This is a genomic window from Flavobacterium sp. 102 (assembly GCF_003634615.1).
In the GTDB taxonomy this organism is placed as follows: domain Bacteria; phylum Bacteroidota; class Bacteroidia; order Flavobacteriales; family Flavobacteriaceae; genus Flavobacterium.
Window position 1 is genome coordinate 1,208,906 of the sequence record NZ_RBKX01000001.1, and the last position, 21,579, is coordinate 1,230,484.

18 protein-coding genes are annotated in these 21,579 nt (G+C 33.4%); 11 read left to right on the forward strand and 7 right to left on the reverse strand.

The window, feature by feature from the left end; all coding sequences use genetic code 11:
- Positions 1–16: 16 nt before the first annotated feature.
- The 4 genes from C8C84_RS05405 to C8C84_RS05420 are packed head-to-tail and all read right to left on the reverse strand — an operon-like array spanning position 17 to position 5,605.
- Positions 17–1,594: a hypothetical protein gene (locus C8C84_RS05405; RefSeq protein ID WP_121312566.1), complete on the reverse strand. Its 1,578-nt coding sequence runs from the start codon at positions 1,592–1,594 to the stop codon at positions 17–19.
- Between the two features lie 11 nt (positions 1,595–1,605).
- Entirely contained in the window at positions 1,606–2,154 is a 549-nt protein-coding gene (locus tag C8C84_RS05410; protein WP_121312567.1) for an AbiV family abortive infection protein, read from the reverse strand.
- Positions 2,154–4,658, reverse strand: coding sequence for a DEAD/DEAH box helicase (locus C8C84_RS05415; protein WP_121312568.1), 2,505 nt, complete (start codon positions 4,656–4,658; stop codon positions 2,154–2,156). The genes C8C84_RS05410 and C8C84_RS05415 overlap by 1 nt, the downstream gene beginning before the upstream one ends.
- Positions 4,655–5,605, reverse strand: coding sequence for a DUF1837 domain-containing protein (locus C8C84_RS05420; protein WP_121312569.1), 951 nt, complete (start codon positions 5,603–5,605; stop codon positions 4,655–4,657). The genes C8C84_RS05415 and C8C84_RS05420 overlap by 4 nt, the downstream gene beginning before the upstream one ends.
- A 291-nt stretch (positions 5,606–5,896) precedes the next feature.
- Between C8C84_RS05420 and C8C84_RS05425 the strand changes: the two genes are divergently transcribed.
- From C8C84_RS05425 to C8C84_RS05440, 4 genes are all read left to right on the forward strand, one after another.
- Positions 5,897–6,307, forward strand: coding sequence for a hypothetical protein (locus C8C84_RS05425; protein ID WP_121312570.1), 411 nt, complete (start codon positions 5,897–5,899; stop codon positions 6,305–6,307).
- Positions 6,308–6,370: 63 nt separating this feature from the next.
- A complete protein-coding gene (locus C8C84_RS05430; RefSeq protein ID WP_121312571.1) occupies positions 6,371–6,811 on the forward strand; it encodes a RadC family protein in 441 nt (146 codons plus the stop codon).
- Positions 6,812–7,277: 466 nt separating this feature from the next.
- Entirely contained in the window at positions 7,278–10,577 is a 3,300-nt protein-coding gene (locus C8C84_RS05435; protein ID WP_121312572.1) for a T9SS type A sorting domain-containing protein, read from the forward strand.
- A 118-nt stretch (positions 10,578–10,695) separates the two neighbouring features.
- Complete coding sequence (locus C8C84_RS05440) at positions 10,696–11,172, forward strand: hypothetical protein (RefSeq protein ID WP_121312573.1); 477 nt, start codon at positions 10,696–10,698, stop codon at positions 11,170–11,172.
- Positions 11,173–11,286: 114 nt separating this feature from the next.
- Here C8C84_RS05440 and C8C84_RS05445 read toward each other — a convergent pair whose 3' ends face one another.
- Positions 11,287–12,420: a glycosyltransferase gene (locus C8C84_RS05445; RefSeq protein ID WP_121312574.1), complete on the reverse strand. Its 1,134-nt coding sequence runs from the start codon at positions 12,418–12,420 to the stop codon at positions 11,287–11,289.
- Complete coding sequence (locus C8C84_RS05450) at positions 12,411–13,334, reverse strand: lysylphosphatidylglycerol synthase domain-containing protein (RefSeq protein WP_121314977.1); 924 nt, start codon at positions 13,332–13,334, stop codon at positions 12,411–12,413. Before C8C84_RS05450 ends, C8C84_RS05445 begins: the two co-directional genes overlap by 10 nt.
- 97 nt (positions 13,335–13,431) lie before the next feature.
- Here C8C84_RS05450 and ruvC point away from each other — a divergent pair, with 97 nt between their 5' ends.
- The 6 genes from ruvC (at position 13,432) to C8C84_RS05480 (ending at position 17,792) form a co-directional block, all read left to right on the forward strand.
- Positions 13,432–13,983 (forward strand): crossover junction endodeoxyribonuclease RuvC, encoded by a 552-nt coding sequence (ruvC, locus tag C8C84_RS05455; protein ID WP_121312575.1) that lies wholly within the window; start codon positions 13,432–13,434, stop codon positions 13,981–13,983.
- A 64-nt stretch (positions 13,984–14,047) separates the two neighbouring features.
- Positions 14,048–15,181 carry a radical SAM family heme chaperone HemW gene (hemW, locus tag C8C84_RS05460; RefSeq protein ID WP_121312576.1) on the forward strand — a complete coding sequence of 378 codons (1,134 nt, stop codon included), beginning with the start codon at positions 14,048–14,050 and terminating at the stop codon, positions 15,179–15,181.
- Between the two features lie 246 nt (positions 15,182–15,427).
- The gene (locus C8C84_RS05465; RefSeq protein ID WP_121312577.1) at positions 15,428–16,192 is read left to right on the forward strand and encodes a cyclase family protein; all 765 of its coding nucleotides are present in this window, start codon (positions 15,428–15,430) and stop codon (positions 16,190–16,192) included.
- A 73-nt stretch (positions 16,193–16,265) separates the two neighbouring features.
- Complete coding sequence (locus C8C84_RS05470) at positions 16,266–16,667, forward strand: GNAT family N-acetyltransferase (protein WP_121312578.1); 402 nt, start codon at positions 16,266–16,268, stop codon at positions 16,665–16,667.
- On the forward strand, positions 16,664–17,035 hold the full coding sequence (locus tag C8C84_RS05475; protein WP_121312579.1) for an MmcQ/YjbR family DNA-binding protein: 372 nt from the start codon (positions 16,664–16,666) through the stop codon (positions 17,033–17,035). Before C8C84_RS05470 ends, C8C84_RS05475 begins: the two co-directional genes overlap by 4 nt.
- A gap of 46 nt (positions 17,036–17,081) precedes the next feature.
- Positions 17,082–17,792, forward strand: coding sequence for a PH domain-containing protein (locus C8C84_RS05480; protein ID WP_121312580.1), 711 nt, complete (start codon positions 17,082–17,084; stop codon positions 17,790–17,792).
- 86 nt (positions 17,793–17,878) lie between these two features.
- On the opposite strand, the gene C8C84_RS05485 is transcribed toward C8C84_RS05480, so the two are convergent.
- On the reverse strand, positions 17,879–18,979 hold the full coding sequence (locus C8C84_RS05485; protein ID WP_121312581.1) for a DUF4407 domain-containing protein: 1,101 nt from the start codon (positions 18,977–18,979) through the stop codon (positions 17,879–17,881).
- Between the two features lie 206 nt (positions 18,980–19,185).
- Here C8C84_RS05485 and C8C84_RS05490 point away from each other — a divergent pair, with 206 nt between their 5' ends.
- Positions 19,186–21,579 (forward strand): T9SS type A sorting domain-containing protein, encoded by a 2,394-nt coding sequence (locus C8C84_RS05490; RefSeq protein ID WP_121312582.1) that lies wholly within the window; start codon positions 19,186–19,188, stop codon positions 21,577–21,579.

Sequence of the window (21,579 nt, forward strand, 5' to 3'; positions counted from 1 at the left end):
AAGTGTAGCCAAAAATTCAGAGCTTTATTTTATTGTAGATTTCATCTGTCTTTTTGTTCCAAATTATCCAACAAGATTTTTTTTGCTCTTGAACTCCAAATATTGGAATTATTTCATTTATTGTTCTTGTATTATTTACATATAACATTCCAATAAAATCTTCATTTCTAATTCCTGAATAAAAAGTTCTTTTCCTAAAATCCCTATTGTAAATGAATATCCTTAAGTATTTATTTGGCAGTATACGCTCCTTAAAATTTGATGAATAATTCTTTCTTTTTTGCGATTTGACATGAGAAATTATTCTATCTGTATTTTTTCTAACAAAATCTTCAATAGTATTTTCTTCAATAAGCTCAGCATCTATAAAAATACTCGCATTCTCAATTACATTATAGTCCTTTTTAGAATGATGTTTTATATAACGTAATTTGAATTTACTACCTTTCTCTGGTAAGTTTTGAAAAAAAAAGCTCTTTATTATTCTTAAATGATCCCTACGAACTCCAAAAAATTTTTCATCAAAAAACATTGCTCCATCAGTTATAGTAACATTTTTTCCCTTATAATGTTCTCTTAATTTTTCCAAGCTAATACTTTGCCAACACGGCATTGAATATTTGGTTTTGATTTGAAAAAACACATTATTATATTTATTTGGCAGTAACTTTTCTAATGTGATAGCTGTATAAGCAGCTGAAAAGTTCATGAACTTTCTGCTATTTAAATTTGTCTTAATTAAAATATTATATTGATTCCCATTAGAAATTATATTATCATAACTATGCAAAATTTCCCAAGCGTAATGATTAGCCTTAAATCTTAATTCAATTTCCATTACAGAAGATGGAATCGAAATTTTATACTTTTCTAATTCATCTAAGTATTGAAATAGTATTTTTTTATAAGCAAAGACAATCGCATTGACACAATCAACTAATTCATCAAACTTCTTTATATAATTTGAGGAATGGTATTCTTGAATATCTTTTTTATCCTTAAATTTAATCTTTGATGATTCAAAAGTAACACCTCCATGGGCTATCGCATTTCTTAATGTATTATTATATTTTTCAGTAAGAATTTCAAAATCTTTATTGCTTTTTAAAGTTTCAATACAATTATATATATCAAGCTTTTCTGTGCCTTTATTATTGTTCAATCTAATATAATATGCGATTGGCTTCAATAGTCCTAACAAAATGACATCATTAAGTTTCAAATATTCATAAATAATTTTTTCACTTATGAAATACATTAACTCTGCATCATTATCAGGTAATAAAACTTCATGAATATCTTTACTATTAATTAAAGTTAACGTTTTAATTGCATGGTCAAATTCAAAAGAGAAATCATTTAAAATTTTGAAGAAAGATATGGCACTCTTCTTATCAAGAAATAAGTCATTTAGAAAATTTTCTGTGATTTCAAATATTTCTCGATTATAAAATTTACTTGGAGAGTCATAAATATATTCACTCAGAGAATAAAAGTTATCATGTTTACAAGCATTCAATTCAGGAAAATCAAACAGGATATTCTCTTTTTTCCTTTCTAAAATTTTATATGTGAAAAAATTTTTGTCTATCATATATAAACTTTTTAAAATTCATCTATTTTGGCTTTATTAACTTCATAAAAATTTTTAGCCATATTTAATCGCATAGTGCTCACAAATTTTATAGAATCAACGTGTTCTGAAAAGAAAAGTTCAGAAGGAATACGAAAGTCATCTTTATAAAAACTAGTATATAAACTAAAATTTTTATAATCATTATTTCTGCTTACATTCTCATATTGATTTAGTATTTCTTTATCTAAACTAGCTTTTAAATCTTTTTCATCTATTTCAATTTTTTCAATAAGTACTGAGAAAATTTTATCATATGAAATTGAGCTTTTAATTTTAACTTTATGGTCTCGAAAATCTTTTAGAAATTTATTTATAGTAGATGTTTCCACATTATTATCAAATAAAAACTTGTGAATTAGACTTGTCTTACCAACTTCTTCAATACAAATTTGAAATAAAGTATAAGCCCTTGCATATCTTTTATGCTCTTCCAATATTACTGCTTCATCATATAACTCCTGTGCATTTAGTAGACATTTTTCAATAGCTCTAAATAATTCCTTTCTCTCTAGATTCATTATTGAATGTTTTTTAAAATATCTTCGACAATTATTGTTGAAATATCAAATTGCTCAAAATCTTGTTCTTTTAACCATTGCAAACATTCATTCTTTGACATTTGAGTATTTGTGATGTAATTAGAGAGTTCAATTACAGTACTTCTAGTTAAACCTAATGATAAAAGAGACAAGTGGGTTTTTTGAGAAACTCCAAATTCAAGCCATAGGTTTAGTTGAGGAATTTGGTCAAGTAATTCCTTTTTATCATTCATCTCTAAAAAATATCTTAGGATGTCTATATAACATCCCGAATCTCTAGCAAATCTAAATCTAACGAAGCTTTCTATATTTTCCATTACTTCTCTTATAATGGTTTTTAATTTTTTATCACTCCCTCTATTTTGATAGGATATTTGACTCCCCGAAATTAGAAAAGATAATGGTCTTCCTTTCATCCAATTAATTAAAAGAATTGCTCTAGAATTATTTAGAGCTTCTGGGTAATTAGATATTGTTGTACCTATTCTGCCTACTAATTTTACATATTCTTCATATGAATTATCATCTTCAGGATAAACCGGAATAAACTCATCAATTGCATCAATATTATCATTAAAATAATCATATAAAGTTTGCTGTGCAATAGGTGAAATACCAGGGTTTCTTTTGATTATATAATCAGGTATAATAATTGTTTTTTTAAGCTCTTCGAATATCTTGGATAATTCACGCTCTAGTTCGTTATGGGTATCTAATTCATTATTTAAGAACTTTATATAATAATACCCGAAAGCGGACTCTATGTCTTGTTTGCTTTCTGCAATATCTCTAGGACTGTTATTTTTTATAAACTCTATAAGTTCTTCTTTTTTTGCGACTACTTCATCAATTGCTCTTTTAATTTTCTGTTTGGATTTGTTTGGATTCGGGGGTATTCTCCAATCTTGAGGATTTATACAAACTATATTTCCACTGAATTCCTTCCCCCATCTTCCTGCTCTTCCTGCTAAGTTCCAAAAATCATTTTCATCGAGAGGAGTATTCCTACCTCTAGTTGGCTTTCTAATAAAGATTGACTTTGCAGGTAGATTTATTCCCTCTAATAAAGTAGATGTACATATTAAATATTTGATTTCTCCTTCAGCAAATAATTTCTCTATTTCTTGCCTGATTAGTAAAGGCATATTTCCATAATGAAATGCGATACCCTTATCTAATACCTTAGCCAAAGAATAATCTTTATGTATCGTTTTTTTAATTAAACTTATTAATTCTTTAATTTTGGTTGAAGTTGTAAATTCATTTAACAAATCATAAAGGATTATAGCCTTATCTTCTGATTCTGCTGCTCCATTAGAATAAATAATATTGCCGCTAAGAGAATTTGAAATAGATTCACTTAAATAAGTTATTTTCTTAGTTTCAGTATTAGGTCTTTCTTTAAGGTTAACTTGACCTAAAAGTATTTTTTTATCCGGCAGGCTTAAGTGAAGATTCCATTTATCACTTTTTCTAGGATATTGAGTAGCATAAATTAAATTCTGATTTACTGAAATGAATTGCGTGTTAACAATTTGCTTACTACTTTCATTATTGACATTTTCAAGTAGTATTTCTGGATTTGACGTAAATGGGCTAGAAAAATAGACTCGTATTCCAACATTATTTTTTACTACTTCTTCTAGTTTTTGCTGAAGAAGAATTCCCCTATTCCCATCATCTATTTTATGAGCTTCATCTATTAATATTAAGTCCAATCTTAAATCACTTTCACATAAAAACCAATGTAATCTCTCTTGTGTAAATATGAATATATTTGAATTATCTTCTTCTAATTCATTTTGAGGTACTGTAGAGATATTTACATTGTTAATTTCATACTTTTTCACGAGATTTTTCAAATCAGCCTCTACCTGGCTTATTAATGCTCTAGTCGGTACTAAATAGACTATATTTTTTTTGCTTTTAGTTATTTCTTCGATTAATATATTGCATAGGATAAATGACTTTCCTGCTGATGTTGGTGCAGATATACTTATTGTCTCAAAATTCTCGTACGAATCATGAACATTTTTTTGAAACTTATTCAATGAAAGTAACTTTCCATTAATAAATATAGAATTATCTATATCAGTATTTAATGTCTGTAATTTGAAAATAAGAGGAAAGTCTTTTTTGTATTCTTTACTAATAAAATTTCTTTGTACAGCTAGATTTAACGATGGCTTGTTTGTCAAATTTGAAAGAATAATGGCAGAAGCATTTTTTTGTGATTCATTAGATGATTCTTCAGAAATGCAAGTTTGGGAAATTCTCAAAGCAGCTTCTAAATGGGAGTTTATATCAGAATAGCTCAAAATTGTGGAAATCCCCAACAAATTATTCCAATCAATTTTTGAAAGCAATGTTACTTTATTTTCATTCCAAATTAATTTTGGAATTGTATCACACACAGACAAAATAAGTACTGCTTCGTATTGTCTTTTGAAACTTTCAAGTTCAAATAATTTATCAGCTATCATAAATTCAACGTTTCAAGATAATATTTTCTAAACTCAGAAACAGAAGGAAAGGGCATCAAAAAAACATGAATTTCTTTAGTGTCAAGTAAAGGGAAATTTTTTATTCTTTCAGAAATCCTTCCGTAGTGAGACTGAAGTTCGTTTTGAATGTCATCTTTAATATTGTCAATTGTTTTTGTTTTATTTAGTTCTTTATAAGCTTTCATGTCATATCCTATAAAACAAATTCCTTTATAGACTAAACGATTTGACAATTCACTATCCTTGTCAAAATATTCAACTATTAATTCCTCAAACTCAGGATTATTTACATTATTATTAATGTTTTGAGTTATCAGTATTAAATCTCTTTCTTGAGTAGATGAATGACTCATTGGGTCTAGTAGAAAGCCATTTAAACTTGTAAAACATTTATTGATTGCTGAGTTAACATCCTCATACATTTTAGATTCTCCCCAATATAAGTCTAGTGTTTTAGAAACACTATTATAATTAACATGAATGCCGTCTGAACCTTGATAATGTAATTGACCTGACGTCTTTAAAGACATTTTACTAATAAGCTGTGGAATCTTTAAAATTTCTAGCGTCAAAATGTAAAGTAGTAATTCTCCTCCCTCACCAGTGTTTTTTAACTCTGTGAATAAGGAGACAGCTTGTTTTTTCAAACTTATTATCTTTGAAGTAGAACCAGTTTCAATAAAGTGCTCTCTAGCTTTGTCAATTTCTTTTTTGGGAATGGCGTAATCAACAATTTTTGTATCAATAAATTCAATTAATTCCTGGAGTCTAAGATTATTATTTCCATCTATTTTTAATGCATAACAATAACCCTTTGAGCTTGTATTTTCAATGTCAAGTTCAAAAGCTATTTCTTCTATTCTCGAGAAAATCTCCTTATTTGTATCTATTAGTAAGCTATCAATAGCCTTTTCAATCCTCTCCATCTCATTTAATTAGGTGTGTTAAAATTAAGTAATTTCTTTAATAAGATGTTAAAAAAAATTATAAAACAAAATTTCTATGGGTTTATACATATGCAAACTTCTCCCAGAAACACACCCCGCTACTTTCAATCTCACCAAATACCCCCACTCATTGTGAGCAGGAAAGGATTTCTTGTGCCTAAGTAAAACATTTGATTTTTTTATGCTCTTAAAATTCAAGGTGATAGTTGTAATTTTTTAAGTATAGATGTATGTTATAAGTAGGCTAAGTTCAACACAAACTTTTAAATCATGGTTAGAATAATTAACTATCAAAAAAGACAAGCAGAGAATGGTAAAGAGTTCTTTGTATTAGAAATTTCAGGTGGTCTTGAAATGGTAAAAAGCCAAGTTACAAATCAATTTTATGCTACCTCAAAAAAAGCATTTCTTCCGTCCACATTTGATGAGCAGACTTGTATTGCTTTAATTGGAACTGAGATGGCAGGATATGTTGTTAAACAAGATTGCGAGCCTTATGACTACCTAATTAAAGAAACTGGTGAGGTAATCAGATTAGCTCATAAATATGTTTATGAATTAAATCAAGATGCCACAACTAAAGAAGATAAAGCTATTCAAAAACTTTTGGCAGATGGAATACTTTTTCTAAAAATGGTCAGCATAAAGAAGAGCCAGTACTTTAATTTAAACTCGTCCTAAAATGATTATACCCAATTCAGGGAAATGTCAAACTAGACGAGTTTTTTATTTTTTTTTAATCTTATGAAAGTTTCAGAAATAAAAGTTTCCTATTCCAATAGGAACAATATAAAAGTCAAAGTGACCAATAGTAAAATCATATATAATTTGATTATGAAACATTGGAATCTTGATATAATTGAGTATCAAGAAGAAGTCAAAATAATATTGCTTAATAGAGCTAACATTGTATTAGGTATATATGAAATGTCAAAAGGTGGTATCTCAGGAACTGTGGTTGATATTAGAATTATTTTAGGAGTTGCTCTAAAATGTAATGCTTCAAGTATTATTATGGTTCATAATCATCCAAGCGGAAAATTAACTCCAAGTGATACAGATAAATCAATTACCAAAAGATTAAAGGAAGCATGTAGTTTATTGGATATTGGTTTACTAGACCATTTAATAATAACTAAAGAAGGTTATTACAGTTTCACAGATGAAGGTTTATTATGCTTGTAGATTATTAAAAAGGCATACATTTCGACAACATAATTTTTAAAACTTCACCAAGTATTGATTTTACTAGTCTTGGTTTAGAAAGTAAGAGTCCCGTCCAGACCGCTAAAATTGGGAAAGGTTTTCAGAGATGAAAACCTTTTTTGCCCAAAATAGGTTTTTGAAAAATCTGTTTAGGTTCCAATAAAGTATCTAAGATTAGTTGTGTTGTTTCGCTACGACTTTGTAACTCGTAGCAGGTTTAGTAGTTAGACCAATGAAAAGCTTTCCACTTTATTGTGGATGGCTTTTTTGCTTTATACCACTTTAGGCTACTTGTTTTTTTTGGCTTTAAGCATAAAAGTAAACATCATAGGCTTCAATAATTTATTTTTTTCTTGTAATTAATTGAAAATTTGTAACTTGCCTTGCCTTTTGAGTATAATGATATTTGCGGGCAATTATCAATCAACCAAACCAATTTTCACCGATGAAAAAACTATTACTAACCCTTGCTTTATTTTTTTCAACTGCAATTTTATTAGCCCAAAACTTTAATCAACCCACAGAATTCAACAATGTCTGCGATGATAACAATGATGGAATAGCCTCTTTTTGGCTTGGAGAAATCTCATTTGAAATCCTTGGCAATTTAAATGCCCAAGACTATTTGATTACCCATCACGAAACGCAAACGGATGCGACCGTAGGAACCAATGCGTTGTCAAGTCCTTACATGAATATAAATCCTTTTACACAAACCATTTTTGTTAGAATAGTGACTGTTGCTACCAGTGAAGTTATGATTTTGACTTATAACCTGAATGTTAATTCAGGACCACAGGCTCCAACGGTAACAGTCACCAATTGTGCCAGCGTAACTACTAGTTTTCCTTGTTGGGATTTAACTACTGTTGAGGCTCAAATTGTTCAAGGGCAAGTTTCGGTGTTTGTTACATATTATCAAACTTTAGCCGATGCCCAAACTGGAAATAATCCTATTCAAAATCCAAGTTGCTATCTCAGTCCAGTAATGGCTCCAAATCAACCACCGGTTTATTACCGATCAGTTTTTGCCGGGAGTGGTTGTTTTTCTGTCGGTATGATTGAATTGATTACCATTACCTGTGAAAACACAAATTGTCCTGCACCAACGCAGTTAATAGTAAACAGTATTACACCGACTTCAGCAGTAATTGGTTGGACAGCCAATGCCAATGAGTCTTCATGGAATATCATGATTTCTACCAATGGCGAAACAACGGCAACTATTTTTACTCAAGTGAATCCATTTGTTTTAACCGATTTAGCTTGTGGTTCAACCTATGTCTTTTCAGTAAGTGCCAATTGTGACAATAATGGAACGAGTGCCTATGCAGAATGGATTACTTTTGATATTGGACCTTGTGCACCTCAAGCTGGGCAACCTTTTAATTTAATTCAATGTGGAGATACTGCTCAAGCCTGTTTTGATCTCACTTCAAATGATGGTTATATCATGGGTACTTTAAATCCTTCAGAATACACCATCACTTATCATTTATCTCAAGCTGACGCCGATAATGATGCAGCTGCTATTTCTAATCCAGCTAATTTTTGCGCCCAACATGGTCAGGTTATTTATGCGCGACTGGAAGATAATGCCACAATGGAACATCAAGTTTTTGGGTTTGCATTAGTCGTAGAAACTTTTTCAAACAATGTTCTTTTACTTAGCAACATGCAACAGTGTGACGATAATAATGACAGCATAGTCACTTTTGATTTAACTTCGGTTCAGGCGCAAATCAATTCCACCAATGCTTTGGAATATTATCCGAGTTTAGCCAATGCCCAAAATCAAGTCGTGCCGTTTACCAATCCTTCATCTTTAAATATTGGGATTCAAAGTCCAATTACCAATGTTTTTGTTAGGGAAATTGTGCCTAATGGTTGTGATATTATTCATACATTCCAATTGCAAGTCTATGCCAATTGTAATTTAGCCTCTACTTGTGTTGGTGCAAATTCTTTGTGTAATTCTTTGGGCGTTCCTTTTCAGAATACAACCATGATGAGTTCGACTGGAGCTTTTGGTTGTTTAGTTACCTCGCCAAATCAAACTTGGTTTTATTTGCCAATAAGCGGAGCAGGAACTATTAATTTACAAATTTCACAAACTTCTGTAAATGGAGTACAATCAGATGTGGATTATATCGTTTACGGCCCATTTTCTTCTTTGTCTAATGCTTGTAGTCAAATATCGCCAAATAACATAGTTAGTTGTAGTTACTCAACTGCAGCAATTGAATATCCTATAATTCCAAATGGACAACCGGGAGAATACTATTTATTGATGGTCACTAATTTTAGTAATCAACAGGGATTAATAACTATAAATGAACTCTCCAGTTCTCTTGGTGCCATAGATTGTTCCGGTTTGACATTGAATGCCTTTTTAGATGCTAACAATAACGGAACACACGACAACGGTGAACAAAATTTCCCATTAGGACAATTTACTTATGAAATCAACGACAATGGAAATGTTCACAATATAGTTTCTCCAACCGGAATCTATAATATTTATGATACTAATGGATCAAATTCCTATGATTTGAGTTATGCGATTGACCCTAACTATATTGCTTCTTATGGTATTACAACCGCTTCTTATAGCAATGTAAATGTAATAATCGGCGCTGGCATGCAAACCTATAATTTCCCGATTACTATAACGCAAACTTATAATGATTTGGCGGTAACGATAGTTCCGATAAATGCTCCAAGACCAGGATTTAATTATACGAATAAAATAGTTTATACCAATAATGGAAATCAAACTATTGCTTCCGGAACAGTGACTTTCAATCACGATGCTTTAGTTTCAATCGTCGCAAATTCACAAGCGGGAACAACGCCAATTGCAAATGGTTTTACGTATAATTTCACCAACTTGTTGCCTTTCGAGTCAAGAGAAATGACGGTTGTGATGCAAGTGCCGACGATACCAACGGTAAACATTAACGGATTATTAACCAATACCGCTTCTATTGTTCCGCTTACCGGTGATGTAGTTCCGGAGAATAATTCGGCAGCCAACACCCAAATCATTATTGGAGCTTATGACCCGAATGACAAAATGGAAGCCCATGGCGAAAGAATACTGCATTCGACATTTACACCAAACGATTTCTTAACGTATACGATTCGTTTTGAAAATACCGGAACTGCCGATGCGATTAACGTTAGAATTAACGATGTTTTAAATTCGCAGTTGGATGTGAATAGCGTTAGAATGATTAGTGCCAGCCATTCGTATGTTATGGACAGAATAGGGAATAATATCAATTGGTATTTTGATGACATTATGTTGCCGCCATCTGTAGCCGATACGAACATAGGAAAAGGTTATATTACTTTTATGGTTAAACCAATGTCTGGTTATGCCGTAGGCGATATCATTCCGAATACGGCTTCGATTTACTTCGATTTCAATCCGGCGATTGTTACTAATACATTCAATACTGAATTTGTACAACAATTAGGCATTGGCGAATTTGAAAATGCAGATTTTGTGTTCTACCCGAATCCGGTGTCAGATATTGTTACGATTACCGTTAAAAATAATGGAACAATCAATAACATTGCCCTTTACGATGTATCAGGTAAAATGATCATGGCGCAAAAACCCGCTAATTCTTTATCCACTCAAATGTTAGACTTGTCTTCTGTTTCCAAAGGAATGTATCTTTTAGAAGTGACAACCGATGCTAACCTGAAAGTGGTGAAGAAATTGATAGTAGAATAATTTTTAAGTTCTAAATAACAAGGCCTTCTTTCGAGAAGGCTTTTCTTTTTTGGGCAAACCGTAGCTTCGTGAATATAATTTCTTATTTTTGAAACTGTTAATCCGATGGAAACCTTACATGAAAAAAGCATTCGCTTTATTTTTACTAACCTTATGTTTTTCCTGCCAATACTTGGAGAAGAAAGTGCCTTCCGAACAAGAATTGTTAGACAAGCAAATGCAAGAAATCAATTGGAAAGAAGTCGATGAATATCCTTCTGTAGGCGATTGTGAAAAATTAACAGATGCCAACCAACGCAAACAATGTTTTTTCGACTTTTTAACCGCTACAATCGAACAAAAACTAGCCATTGATACTTTGGCGACAATGTTTCCAAAATTAGACACGATAGAAGTCAGAGTGACTGTCTTACCCGATGCCACTTTAGAATTCAAACCCGAATTCCCAAAAGATTCCGTAGCCTACGACACCATCAAAATCGACAGTATTCTTCGTGCGCGTCTAATCGATTTTCCCAAAGTAAATCCGGCTTTAAAAAGAGGTATTCCGGTCAAAACACAGTTTGTGCTTCCGGTGATTATTAAGCAGGAATAATTTTTTTAGGAGCTTTTTCCGGCTTTACGTTACAATCTTTTTATAGTTTGTCACCCTGAGCGCCGTCGAAGGGCTTTTTACAAACTATAAAAAGGATTTTCACTGCTATCCGGGCTATTTAGAAAATTGTCTGCCTTTCCAAGAAAAACTACCAAACAAAGAATAAATCCCAACCAAACTCGAGTAAAAAGGATAAATAATGCTGGTCGCTAAAGGCAAAATCCATTTTCCTTTTAATAAATAGCGGTTGGTTTTATAAAGCAACCAATAATCCACCAAATATTTAGCCGAAAACACACCAAGCAATAGGCGTAAGTCAAATATCCCGATTACACACAACAGACAACCGACAACCAACCCAACATTCATCATTAGTATGATAACCGCTAAAAACTTCGCATAAGTACTTTGGTAGCCGGTAGTTTTGCTTGCCCAACGAACGCGCTGCATAAAGAAGTGAAACAAATCGTTTTCAGGTTTGGTTTTAACGATACTTTCCGTGTTTTTTAGGTAATGAATTTTGTCCAAATGATGCTTTGTCGCTTTTTGCAATAAGAAGACATCATCGCCACTCGCCATTGTGTCATTGCTGTTAAAACCATCCAATTCGTTGAAGAGTTTTTTGGTGTAGGCAAAATTAGCACCATTACACATAAATGGTTTTCCAATTCCAAAACTGCCTATCGTTGTACCCTGCAAACTCAATAAATCTAGTTGTTGAAACTTGTGAAACCAGTTGTTTTTAGTTTTATAAGCGACAGCGCCAACAATCATTTCGGGTTGGTTTTTTTGAATGTAATCGTCTAAAGTCAGCAACCAATTTTTAGGTACAGTACAATCGGCATCAGTGGTAATAATCCAATCGTGTTTGATAATCGGAACCGCGCGTCCAATCGCATCTTTTTTGGGTGAATTCGATAAGCGTAAATTCTCTAAAAGTGTCGTATCCAAAAACTCATGCTCTAATCGCCATTTGATACAAACACGCTCCGAACTGTCGGTCGAGAAATCATCGACCATCACAATCTCGATTAATTTATAGGGATAATTGAGCTTCGAAAAGGATGCTAATAATTTAGGCAAATTCTTTTCCTCATTGCGAAACGGAAGAATAATGGAAAAAGCCGTTTTGGGTTCAACATCCGTTCTTTTAAAAGATTTCACTTTGTCATAACCCAAAATCAATTGAACCATTAGGATGACATAAAGTAATAATACCAAGTAAAGCGCAATTGTAATTAATTCCATTTCGGTTTAAATTTTAAGACAAAATAACTTCCGATAACCACCGGTAAAACGACATTTAAAAACCACATCAAAGTGGAAATAAAAACAACAATCCATTCGTTAACACCCAATTTTCCGAAGAAAAAAATCGCGACACTTCCTTTTACGGCAAAGTCCAAAAACTGAAAACTCGGCAAAGAAGAAGCTAAAAAATAAACCGCCGCAATCGATGCCATCATCGTTAGATATGGTAAATCTACATCAAAAGCCAGAAATAAAAAATAGTATTGGTGCGAAAAAACCAAGTAACGCCCGATAGCCAAGAGTATATTTTTGCTGTGAATGGTTTTCGGGATTTCGTTGATTTTGGCTAAAATTTTTTCAATGGAATAGCCCTTGACTTTTATTGATTTCGTCAAGAAAGAGATTCCGAAAAATAAAATACAAAATCCAACAATAATTAAAGCCCAAAACTTATAACCCAAAATCCATAAACCAATCGTCCCGAAAATAACTGTCAAAATCATTTGGATTCCGTTGCAAATCAAGTTGAGGAAAATGATTTTTTTGGTTTTCTTTTTGTCAAAATACAACGCTTTTCCGGCATACTCGCCTAACCCATTGGGCGTAAAAATTCCCGCAGTTAAAGCACCAAGCACTTGTTTAGTCGATTCGCCTACGGAAATCGGTTTGATGAAAGAAACCAGATTTTGCCATTTCAAGATTTCTAAATAACGATTGGCAACACTAAAGGAAAGTAAGAACAGTATTCCTAAAACTGATTGTTTTTCTTTGACTAAAGTGCTGAACTTTTTCCAATCGAGTTGGTCATTATTCGCCAATTGGTCATAGATAAAATAAAAAGCAGCAGTTACAATCAAAAGTTTGATTAAAAAAACGACGAATTGTTTAGCTTTGTGAGGAATTGCAATCATTGTTGCAAAAGTAGGTAAATGGATTTGAAGATTTGAAGATTTGAGAATTTGAAAATAAATTAAACCGACAACCCACAACTGACAACTGACAACGAAAATGAACGAACGCATCATATTAGGAATTGACCCAGGAACAACCATTATGGGTTTTGGGTTAATCAAAGTAGTCAACAAAAAAATGGAGTTCCTTCAGTTGAACGAACTCATTTTGAGCAAATATGATGACCATTACACCAAGCTGAAAGTCATTTTTGAGCGCACCATCGAACTCATCGAAACCCATCATCCTGATGAAATAGCGATTGAAGCACCATTTTTCGGAAAGAATGTGCAATCGATGTTGAAGTTAGGAAGAGCGCAAGGCGTGGCAATGGCCGCAGGTTTATCACGTCAAATTCCCATCACCGAATACGAACCCAAAAAGATAAAAATGGCCATCACCGGCAACGGAAATGCCAGCAAAGAACAAGTTGCTAAAATGCTTCAACAGCTTTTAAGCTTAAAAGAATTACCCAAAAATCTCGATTCAACCGATGGTTTAGCGGCGGCGGTTTGTCATTTTTTCAACTCGGGTAAAGTATCCGGAACAAAAAGTTATACCGGTTGGGATGCTTTTGTAAAACAGAATGAAGAACGAATAAAAAAATAGTGTTCAGTATTTAGTGCTCAGTAAAAAGTTCTGACCACTAAATACTGACCAATGACCACTAAACATGAGCGGTATCTACATCCATATTCCTTTCTGCAAACAAGCTTGTCATTACTGTGACTTTCATTTTTCGACTTCCTTAAAGAAAAAAGACGAGATGGTTTTGGCTTTAGCCAAAGAAATCGCTTTGCGAAAAGACGAGTTTAAAGACGAGATTGTCGAAACCATTTATTTCGGCGGCGGAACACCAAGTATATTGTCCATTGCAGATTTAGAGTTGTTGATTGATGCCGTTTATCAAAATTATACTGTTGTCGACAATCCCGAAATCACTGTCGAAGCCAATCCCGATGATTTAACCGAAGAACGAATAACTGAATTATCCAATAACCGAATCAACCGTTTGTCCATCGGAATCCAATCTTTTTTTGAAGATGATTTAAAGCTGATGAATCGCGCGCACAATGTGGAAGAAGCCAAAAAGTGTTTGGAAATCGCCACGCAATATTTCGACAATATTACCATCGATTTGATTTACGGCATGCCGAACATGAGTAATGAAAAATGGCTTCAGAATATCGAAATGGCTTTGTCTTATAATATTCCACACATTTCGAGTTATGCTTTGACTGTCGAGCCAAAAACGGCTTTGGACCTATTCATCAAGCAAGGCATCATTCCGCAATTGGATGACGAATTGGCACAAGAACACTTCAATATTTTGGTAGACAAGTTAGAGGAAAACGGATTCATACATTATGAATTGTCCAATTTTGGAAAAGAGAATTATTTTTCTAAAAACAATTCCAGTTATTGGTTGTGCAAGAAATATATCGGCATTGGTCCATCGGCACACAGTTATGATGGCGAAAAACGCGGTTGGAATGTGTCTAATAATTCACTTTACTTAAAATCTTTAGCCGAAAATCAATTGCCGATTGAAACCGAAACCTTAACCAAAACAGATCGGTATAACGAATACATCATGACCGGTTTGCGCACCATTTGGGGCGTTTCTTTGGATAGAATCGAAACCGAATTTGGGCCAAAATACCTTGACTATTTGAATCAACAATCTGCTAAATACATCGAAGATCATTTGCTTTTTGTAGATGACAATGTTTTGCGAACTACCAAAAGCGGTAAGTTTTTAGGAGACGGAATTGCAAGTGATTTGTTTTTGCTAAATTTGGAATGATTTAACCGCAAAGCTCGCAAAGATTACGCAAAGAATAAGATAATTATGATAGAGAATGGATTGTCTGAAGTGTATTTGACTTTGCTTTTTTGTTTATAAAACATTGTATACTAGCATTTTAGATTACAATTACTAAGGGTGTTTGTTTTGTGAAATGATAAAAAAACGGAATAAAAAGAATTGTAAATAATCTTTAAACCTTTGCAAGCTCTGCGTAATTCTTTGCGAGCTTTGCGGTTAAACAATATGATAGCAATAATAAACAACTTCCAAATCGACTTATCAAAACCCATTGATATCTCTATTCCATTATCCAATACCGATGCCAATCCGATTGCGTGGTATATTGAAAAACCCGAAATTGAACCGGTTAAATTTGGCGATTGGGTTGGAAAAGTATCCGAAGGCAGTTCGACCAACTTCAACAATATTTTCTTCAATCCACACGGACACGGTACGCACACCGAATGTCTCGGACATATTACCAAAGAATTTTACAGCATCAATCAATGTTTGAAGCAGTTTTTCTTTACGGCAGAATTGATTTCAATTGAGCCCGAAAGGATAGTTGATGATTTAATTATCACTAAATTTCAAATAGCTTCCGCTTTGGCAGGTAAAACACCAGAAGCTATTGTCATTCGGACTTTGCCCAATGAAATAAGTAAAAAAAATAAAAATTATTCACGCACTAATCCGCCCTATTTATCAGAAGAGGCAGCGATTTTCATCCGCGAAAGCGGTATCAAACATTTGCTGATTGATTTGCCAAGTGTCGATAGGGAAGAAGATGAAGGAAAATTATTAGCACACAAAGCGTTTTGGAATGTCAAAAATGTCAACAATATCAATACAGATGCTCGATTGGATTGTACAATTACCGAAATGATTTATGTAAACGACGAAGTTCAAGATGGAAGTTACATGCTGAATTTGCAAATTGCTTCTTTTGAAAATGATGCATCGCCAAGTAAACCTGTTCTTTATAGTATTCAGTGTTCAGTAGAATAACGTAGAGAACAAAACCCAATATTTGAAACTTAAACGATTTAACTGATTACTAAAAATTGACCACTGACCACTAATGATCACTGTTTCAACCGATAAAAATAAGTTTGACGTTCCATTTATCCAAAACTTCCTGAAAGATATTTATTGGGCAGCCGGAAGAACGATTGAAGAGGTACAAACTACGATTGATGCTTCGGTTTGCTTCGGGATTTATTTGGATGACAAACAAATTGGCTTTGCCAGAGTGATTACGGATTATGCCGTTTTTGCTTATTTGATGGATGTATTTATTGACGAACAACATAGGGGAAATGGTTATTCTTCTCTGTTGATTGAAACAATGATGAAAGAACCCCAATTACAACAAGTCAAGATTTGGCGTTTGGCAACGTCTGACGCCCATTTTTTATATGAAAAATTTGGATTTACAGCCTTGGCGCATCCCGAAAAAATGATGGAAAAAGTAATACCATGAACATACAACAACTCTACGAATTTTGCCTTTCTAAAAAAGGTGTAACTGAACACTTTCCGTTTGATGAAGACACTTTGGTGTTTAAAGTCGGCGGCAAAATGTTTTGCCTAACTTCGCTTAAGGAATGGGAAAAAGAAACACCATCACTCAATTTAAAATGTGATCCGGAACGCGCCGAAGAATTACGTGCCGAATACGACGCCATTAAGCCCGGTTATCACATGAGTAAAATCCATTGGAATACGGTTGATTTCCATGGCGATGTTTCGGATAAAATGATGTGCGAATTGATAAATCATTCCTATGAATTGGTTTTCAAAAGTTTGACTAAAAAAATTCAAAACGAAATTCTCGAAAATGAGAATTAGGCATTACTTTTGCTAAAAATTTTGCGTCAAATTAAAACACCAAACCATGTTAGATAATTTAAAAAAGATATTAAACGAAGACCAAGATCCAAAGGCGATTGAGAAAATCACCGCCAAGTTGGATAATTTACTAATGTCAAACGAAGAAATCGGATACATCGCTGTTCAAAAAAAACCAGCTGTAAACATGTTTCCCGACAGCATTGTCGTGACCAATAAAAGAATCATCCTTTGCAAACCTAAAAACTTAGGCTTGTCAATGGAATTCATAGATTATGATTGGGATGATATTGAAGCGAGTTTTGTAAAAGAAGGGATTTTAGGGGCTGATTTTACATTTTCTACCAAGTCAGATTTGACGCATACCGTTGATTATTTACCTAAAAATCAAGCACGAAAATTATACACTTTTGCCAAAGAGCAATTGGATTTATTAAAGCATCCAAAAGTAGACACGCCAATTGTTGAGCAACCCAAAGCCGTTGAGGTTATTGAAGAGCCACAAGTCATCGCAGAACCCGAAGTAATTGAAGAAGTAGCTACTGTAGAAGTAATCAATTATGCAGAAATTATTCCGGTGGAGCAATCAGGTTACCGTGACGAAAAACAATTTCCTGATGACAGATCGGGTTTGGCAGAATTGTCGCAAGACGAATTGTTCGAAAAACTACAGAACTACAAAAAATTATTAGACAACGGATTGATTCTTCAAGGAGAATATGATAATTACAAAAAAGAGATTCTAAGCCATATGTAATTTAAGGCAATAGTGATAAGGCAAAAGGCAATAGTTAAATTTTCTAACTATTGCCTTTTTTACTTTTGCCTAATGCCTACCTAATCCTACATCGATTTCTTCTGCTTATCCACAAAACCATCAGCTTGAAGTTTGAGCAATTCGATAGCACCTTTTTTCTTGTAGTGGTATAATTCTTTGTCGTCGCGAATGTCGGCATAAACCTTATCGTAAATCTCGGCATCGGTTTTCTTTTGCAATTCGCTTTGGTAGCGGTTTTGCTCAATGATATTTTTGATGCCCATTTCTTGGTCTTCTTGTTTCAAATCGTATTCGCCTTTTGGGGATAATAATTTGGCGAAAATAGGAGAAGTTTCTATCGCTAAAAACAACAACATGATAAAAAAGGATGGCAACCAAGGCAATTTTCCTAAAGCATTAATTCTTGCCATTAATCCATCGAAACTGTCAATGATAGGCTGAGATTCGGAAACTTTTTTATCCAAATCAGCTTGAAGTGTTTTGCTTCGGGTTTCTTTTTCGGCGATGATTTTGGCACTTGATATTTTTAACGAATCCAATTGTTTGATGGCCAAATCATGTGCGGCACGTTTCTCTTTGTATATTGGACCTTTGCCCATTTTTTTCGTTCCGGCTGAACCTTCAGCTTCAGTAATATAGGAATCGTATAAGGCCGAAACCTCTTTTTCTTTTTTGGCAATCGATGACTTTAAGCTGTCCATTTCGGCTTTGTTTTTATCAACATCGCCTTTGAAATAATTAGACACCTGATTTTTATTGGCAATCGCCATTTCATTTTTCTCCTTTAATAAAACGGTATTGATTTCTTTTTCAAAAATTTTTATTTCCAAGGGTTTCGATATCACGATGGCGATGATAATGGCCAACAAAATTCGAGGCGAAGCTTGAATAAATTCGTCTAAAAAACGATCTCTTTTTTTGATGGTAGAAACGATAAACCGATCGAGATTGAAGATTAAAAATCCCCAAATCAATCCAAAGAAAACCGCGGTATAAATATTGTCGAAAACGGTATAAAGCGCATAACTGCCGGCAATAAATGCCATTACTGCTGTAAAAAATACGGTAGCGCCAATGCCTGCGTATTTGTTTTGTTCGCCATTGGAACAAGAGTTCACGATGTCACTGTCGACACCGGAACAAAGAAGGAAGAAACGTTTTAACATGATGATTGATTTTACTCCGAAACGGGTTCGGAAGATTTTGATTATGATGATTATACAAATATAACGCCAAAACTTTTGGTTTATTGTAAGACGTTGATAATTAATTTAATGATGGGTTGAGAGTAATTTGATAGTGACTTAAAAACTTTGTTTTTATATTGGTAAATTAAAATAAAAGATTACTTTTAAATGGTAAATATTTGGTTATGAAACATTTTTACTTATTCTTTTGCTTACTCTTCTGCGGTTTAGTTAATGGACAAATCATCAATTTTCCGGATGCTAATTTTAAAGCGAAATTGATGCAGCCTTATGTAGCAGTGACCAATAATCCAAATGATATATATCTTGATTCCAATAACGATGGTGAGCTTGAAGTGAGTGAAGTTGACAATGTTTGGCAACTGGATGTGTCCAATGCGAACATTTCAGATTTAACAGGGATAGAATACTTTACCAGTTTAAAATACCTCAATTGTAATAACAATTTACTGACTACAATCTCTATATTGGCGCCGACAGCTTTGTCAATGTTGTACGCCAATCACAATGCCTTAACTTCAGTTAGTGTAAATTGGGATTCCTTTAAAGAAGGTCTTGATTTGAGTTATAACAATCTTACCTCTTATACGATTGAAAGCGGTACTTATTACGAAACCGTTAATCTGAGTCACAATCAGCTTACGAGTTTAGTCATTGATAATGCTACTTTTGAGTTTTTCAGTGTCAGTCATAATAATTTAACGACCATTCAAGTTAATGGAACTACTTCTGCTTATTCCAGTGCCGATTTTAGGAATAATCAATTTTCACTTTTAGATCTTTCACTTTTTAGTTTTAACAATGAGTGTGATGTTTTTCTTGGAAATAACATGGTTGACAGAGTCCTTTTTAGTGAAAATTACATACAACCGGGGAATATTTATTATAACTCCAACAACACTTTTTTTGATTTAGGAAATTTTAGGATGATTACTTCTTGTGATCCGGAAGATCAAGGGCATCTCAGTATTTCTAATAGTCCAAATTTGGAATATGTCATTTTAAAAAACGGATTCAATCATACTACTGTTAGTTGTAATGAAGGAGGTGATATTTTTCAAAATCCTGCATTAAGCTTGAGTATTTGGAGTTGTCCTAATTTATCCTTTATCTGTGTGGACGATGGCGAAAGGCCTAATATTCAATCAAGAATCAACCAATTGGGGTTGCAAAATCAGGTTCAGGTCAATTCTTATTGCACATTCACTCCTGGTGGCATTTATTATACGGTAAGCGGAGAAACAAAATTTGATTTTAATGCCAATGGGTGTCATATTAATGATTTCCCAATTCCTTATCAAGAGTTTACCATTACCAATGGCAGTGAAACAGGCACTATAATTTCTGATGCTTCCGGGAATTATACACTAAATGTTGGTTTCGGAACGCACACCATAACACCGGTTCTTGAGAATTCAGCAGCATTTGCAATCACACCAGCCAATGTCACGGTCAATTTTCCAACCCAAAACAGTCCGCTGAATCAAAACTTTTGTTTGTCCGCAGGCGCAGCAATACATGATTTTGATATTACCTTAATTCCGCTAAGTCCAGCGGTTTCTGGATTTGATGCAAATTATAAAATAGTCTACAAGAATACCGGAAACACTATTGACAGTGGAATGATATTACTAAATTTTCCCGATGCAACTTTGGATTTTGTTGCTGCTTCAATCACTCCAACAGCCATTTTAGGTGGAGCTTTGAGTTGGTCATTTGCGAATTTATTGCCGTTTGAAACCCGAACAATAAACTTAACGTTCAATCTTAACAGTCCGATGGAAACGCCTCCATTGAATAGCAATGATGTGTTGAGTTATACAACTTCTATAAGCGAAACCGATGCAGCAATACCGTATCTTAATACCCATTCATTGAATCAGACTGTCGTGAATTCTTTTGATCCAAATGATAAAATTTGTTTAGAAGGAGAATCGTTGAGCAATGATTTTATTGGGAATTATGTTTCCTATCGAATCAGATTTGAAAACACAGGCACTTTTCCGGCACAAAACATAGTGGTAAAAGATGTTATTGATGCTACCAAATTTGATATTTCAACTTTAACGCCAATCACCGGAAGCCATAGTTTCTTCACAAGAATTACGGGAAATACCGCTGAATTTATTTTTGAAAATATCAACTTGCCATTTGATGATTCTATCAATGATGGCTATTTGGTTTTCAAAATAAAATTGTTGCCGAGCGTAATTCAAGGCGTGACGTTTAGCAATCAAGCGAGTATTTTCTTTGATTATAATTTTCCGATTGTTACCAATACTACAAGTTCTGTAATTGCCGTTTTAGGGCAAAATGATTTTGAGGCAGATAATCTATTTACGATTCATCCTGTTCCGGCTAAAAATATTTTACATATTGAGACAATGGATAACTTAGATGTCAAAGCGATTGAAATCTATAATAACTTAGGGCAAATTGTCCAAAAAGAAATTGGAAATAAACAAACCATCAACGTTTCACGACTGGCAAAGGGAAGTTATTATTTGAAAATCAAAACAGATGATTCCAGCTATTCGAAGCAGTTTTTAAAAGAATAG

Excerpts from the sequence above, each read along its gene's own strand:
- C8C84_RS05405 (WP_121312566.1), bottom strand. The coding sequence starts at position 1,594 with ATGATAGACAAAAATTTTTTCACATATAAAATTTTAGAAAGGAAAAAA.
- C8C84_RS05410 (WP_121312567.1), bottom strand. The coding sequence starts at position 2,154 with ATGAATCTAGAGAGAAAGGAATTATTTAGAGCTATTGAAAAATGTCTA.
- C8C84_RS05415 (WP_121312568.1), bottom strand. The coding sequence starts at position 4,658 with ATGATAGCTGATAAATTATTTGAACTTGAAAGTTTCAAAAGACAATAC.
- C8C84_RS05420 (WP_121312569.1), bottom strand. The coding sequence starts at position 5,605 with ATGGAGAGGATTGAAAAGGCTATTGATAGCTTACTAATAGATACAAAT.
- C8C84_RS05425 (WP_121312570.1), top strand. The coding sequence starts at position 5,897 with ATGGTTAGAATAATTAACTATCAAAAAAGACAAGCAGAGAATGGTAAA.
- C8C84_RS05430 (WP_121312571.1), top strand. The coding sequence starts at position 6,371 with ATGAAAGTTTCAGAAATAAAAGTTTCCTATTCCAATAGGAACAATATA.
- C8C84_RS05435 (WP_121312572.1), top strand. The coding sequence starts at position 7,278 with ATGAAAAAACTATTACTAACCCTTGCTTTATTTTTTTCAACTGCAATT.
- C8C84_RS05440 (WP_121312573.1), top strand. The coding sequence starts at position 10,696 with ATGAAAAAAGCATTCGCTTTATTTTTACTAACCTTATGTTTTTCCTGC.
- C8C84_RS05445 (WP_121312574.1), bottom strand. The coding sequence starts at position 12,420 with ATGGAATTAATTACAATTGCGCTTTACTTGGTATTATTACTTTATGTC.
- C8C84_RS05450 (WP_121314977.1), bottom strand. The coding sequence starts at position 13,334 with ATGATTGCAATTCCTCACAAAGCTAAACAATTCGTCGTTTTTTTAATC.
- ruvC (WP_121312575.1), top strand. The coding sequence starts at position 13,432 with ATGAACGAACGCATCATATTAGGAATTGACCCAGGAACAACCATTATG.
- hemW (WP_121312576.1), top strand. The coding sequence starts at position 14,048 with ATGAGCGGTATCTACATCCATATTCCTTTCTGCAAACAAGCTTGTCAT.
- C8C84_RS05465 (WP_121312577.1), top strand. The coding sequence starts at position 15,428 with ATGATAGCAATAATAAACAACTTCCAAATCGACTTATCAAAACCCATT.
- C8C84_RS05470 (WP_121312578.1), top strand. The coding sequence starts at position 16,266 with ATGATCACTGTTTCAACCGATAAAAATAAGTTTGACGTTCCATTTATC.
- C8C84_RS05475 (WP_121312579.1), top strand. The coding sequence starts at position 16,664 with ATGAACATACAACAACTCTACGAATTTTGCCTTTCTAAAAAAGGTGTA.
- C8C84_RS05480 (WP_121312580.1), top strand. The coding sequence starts at position 17,082 with ATGTTAGATAATTTAAAAAAGATATTAAACGAAGACCAAGATCCAAAG.
- C8C84_RS05485 (WP_121312581.1), bottom strand. The coding sequence starts at position 18,979 with ATGTTAAAACGTTTCTTCCTTCTTTGTTCCGGTGTCGACAGTGACATC.
- C8C84_RS05490 (WP_121312582.1), top strand. The coding sequence starts at position 19,186 with ATGAAACATTTTTACTTATTCTTTTGCTTACTCTTCTGCGGTTTAGTT.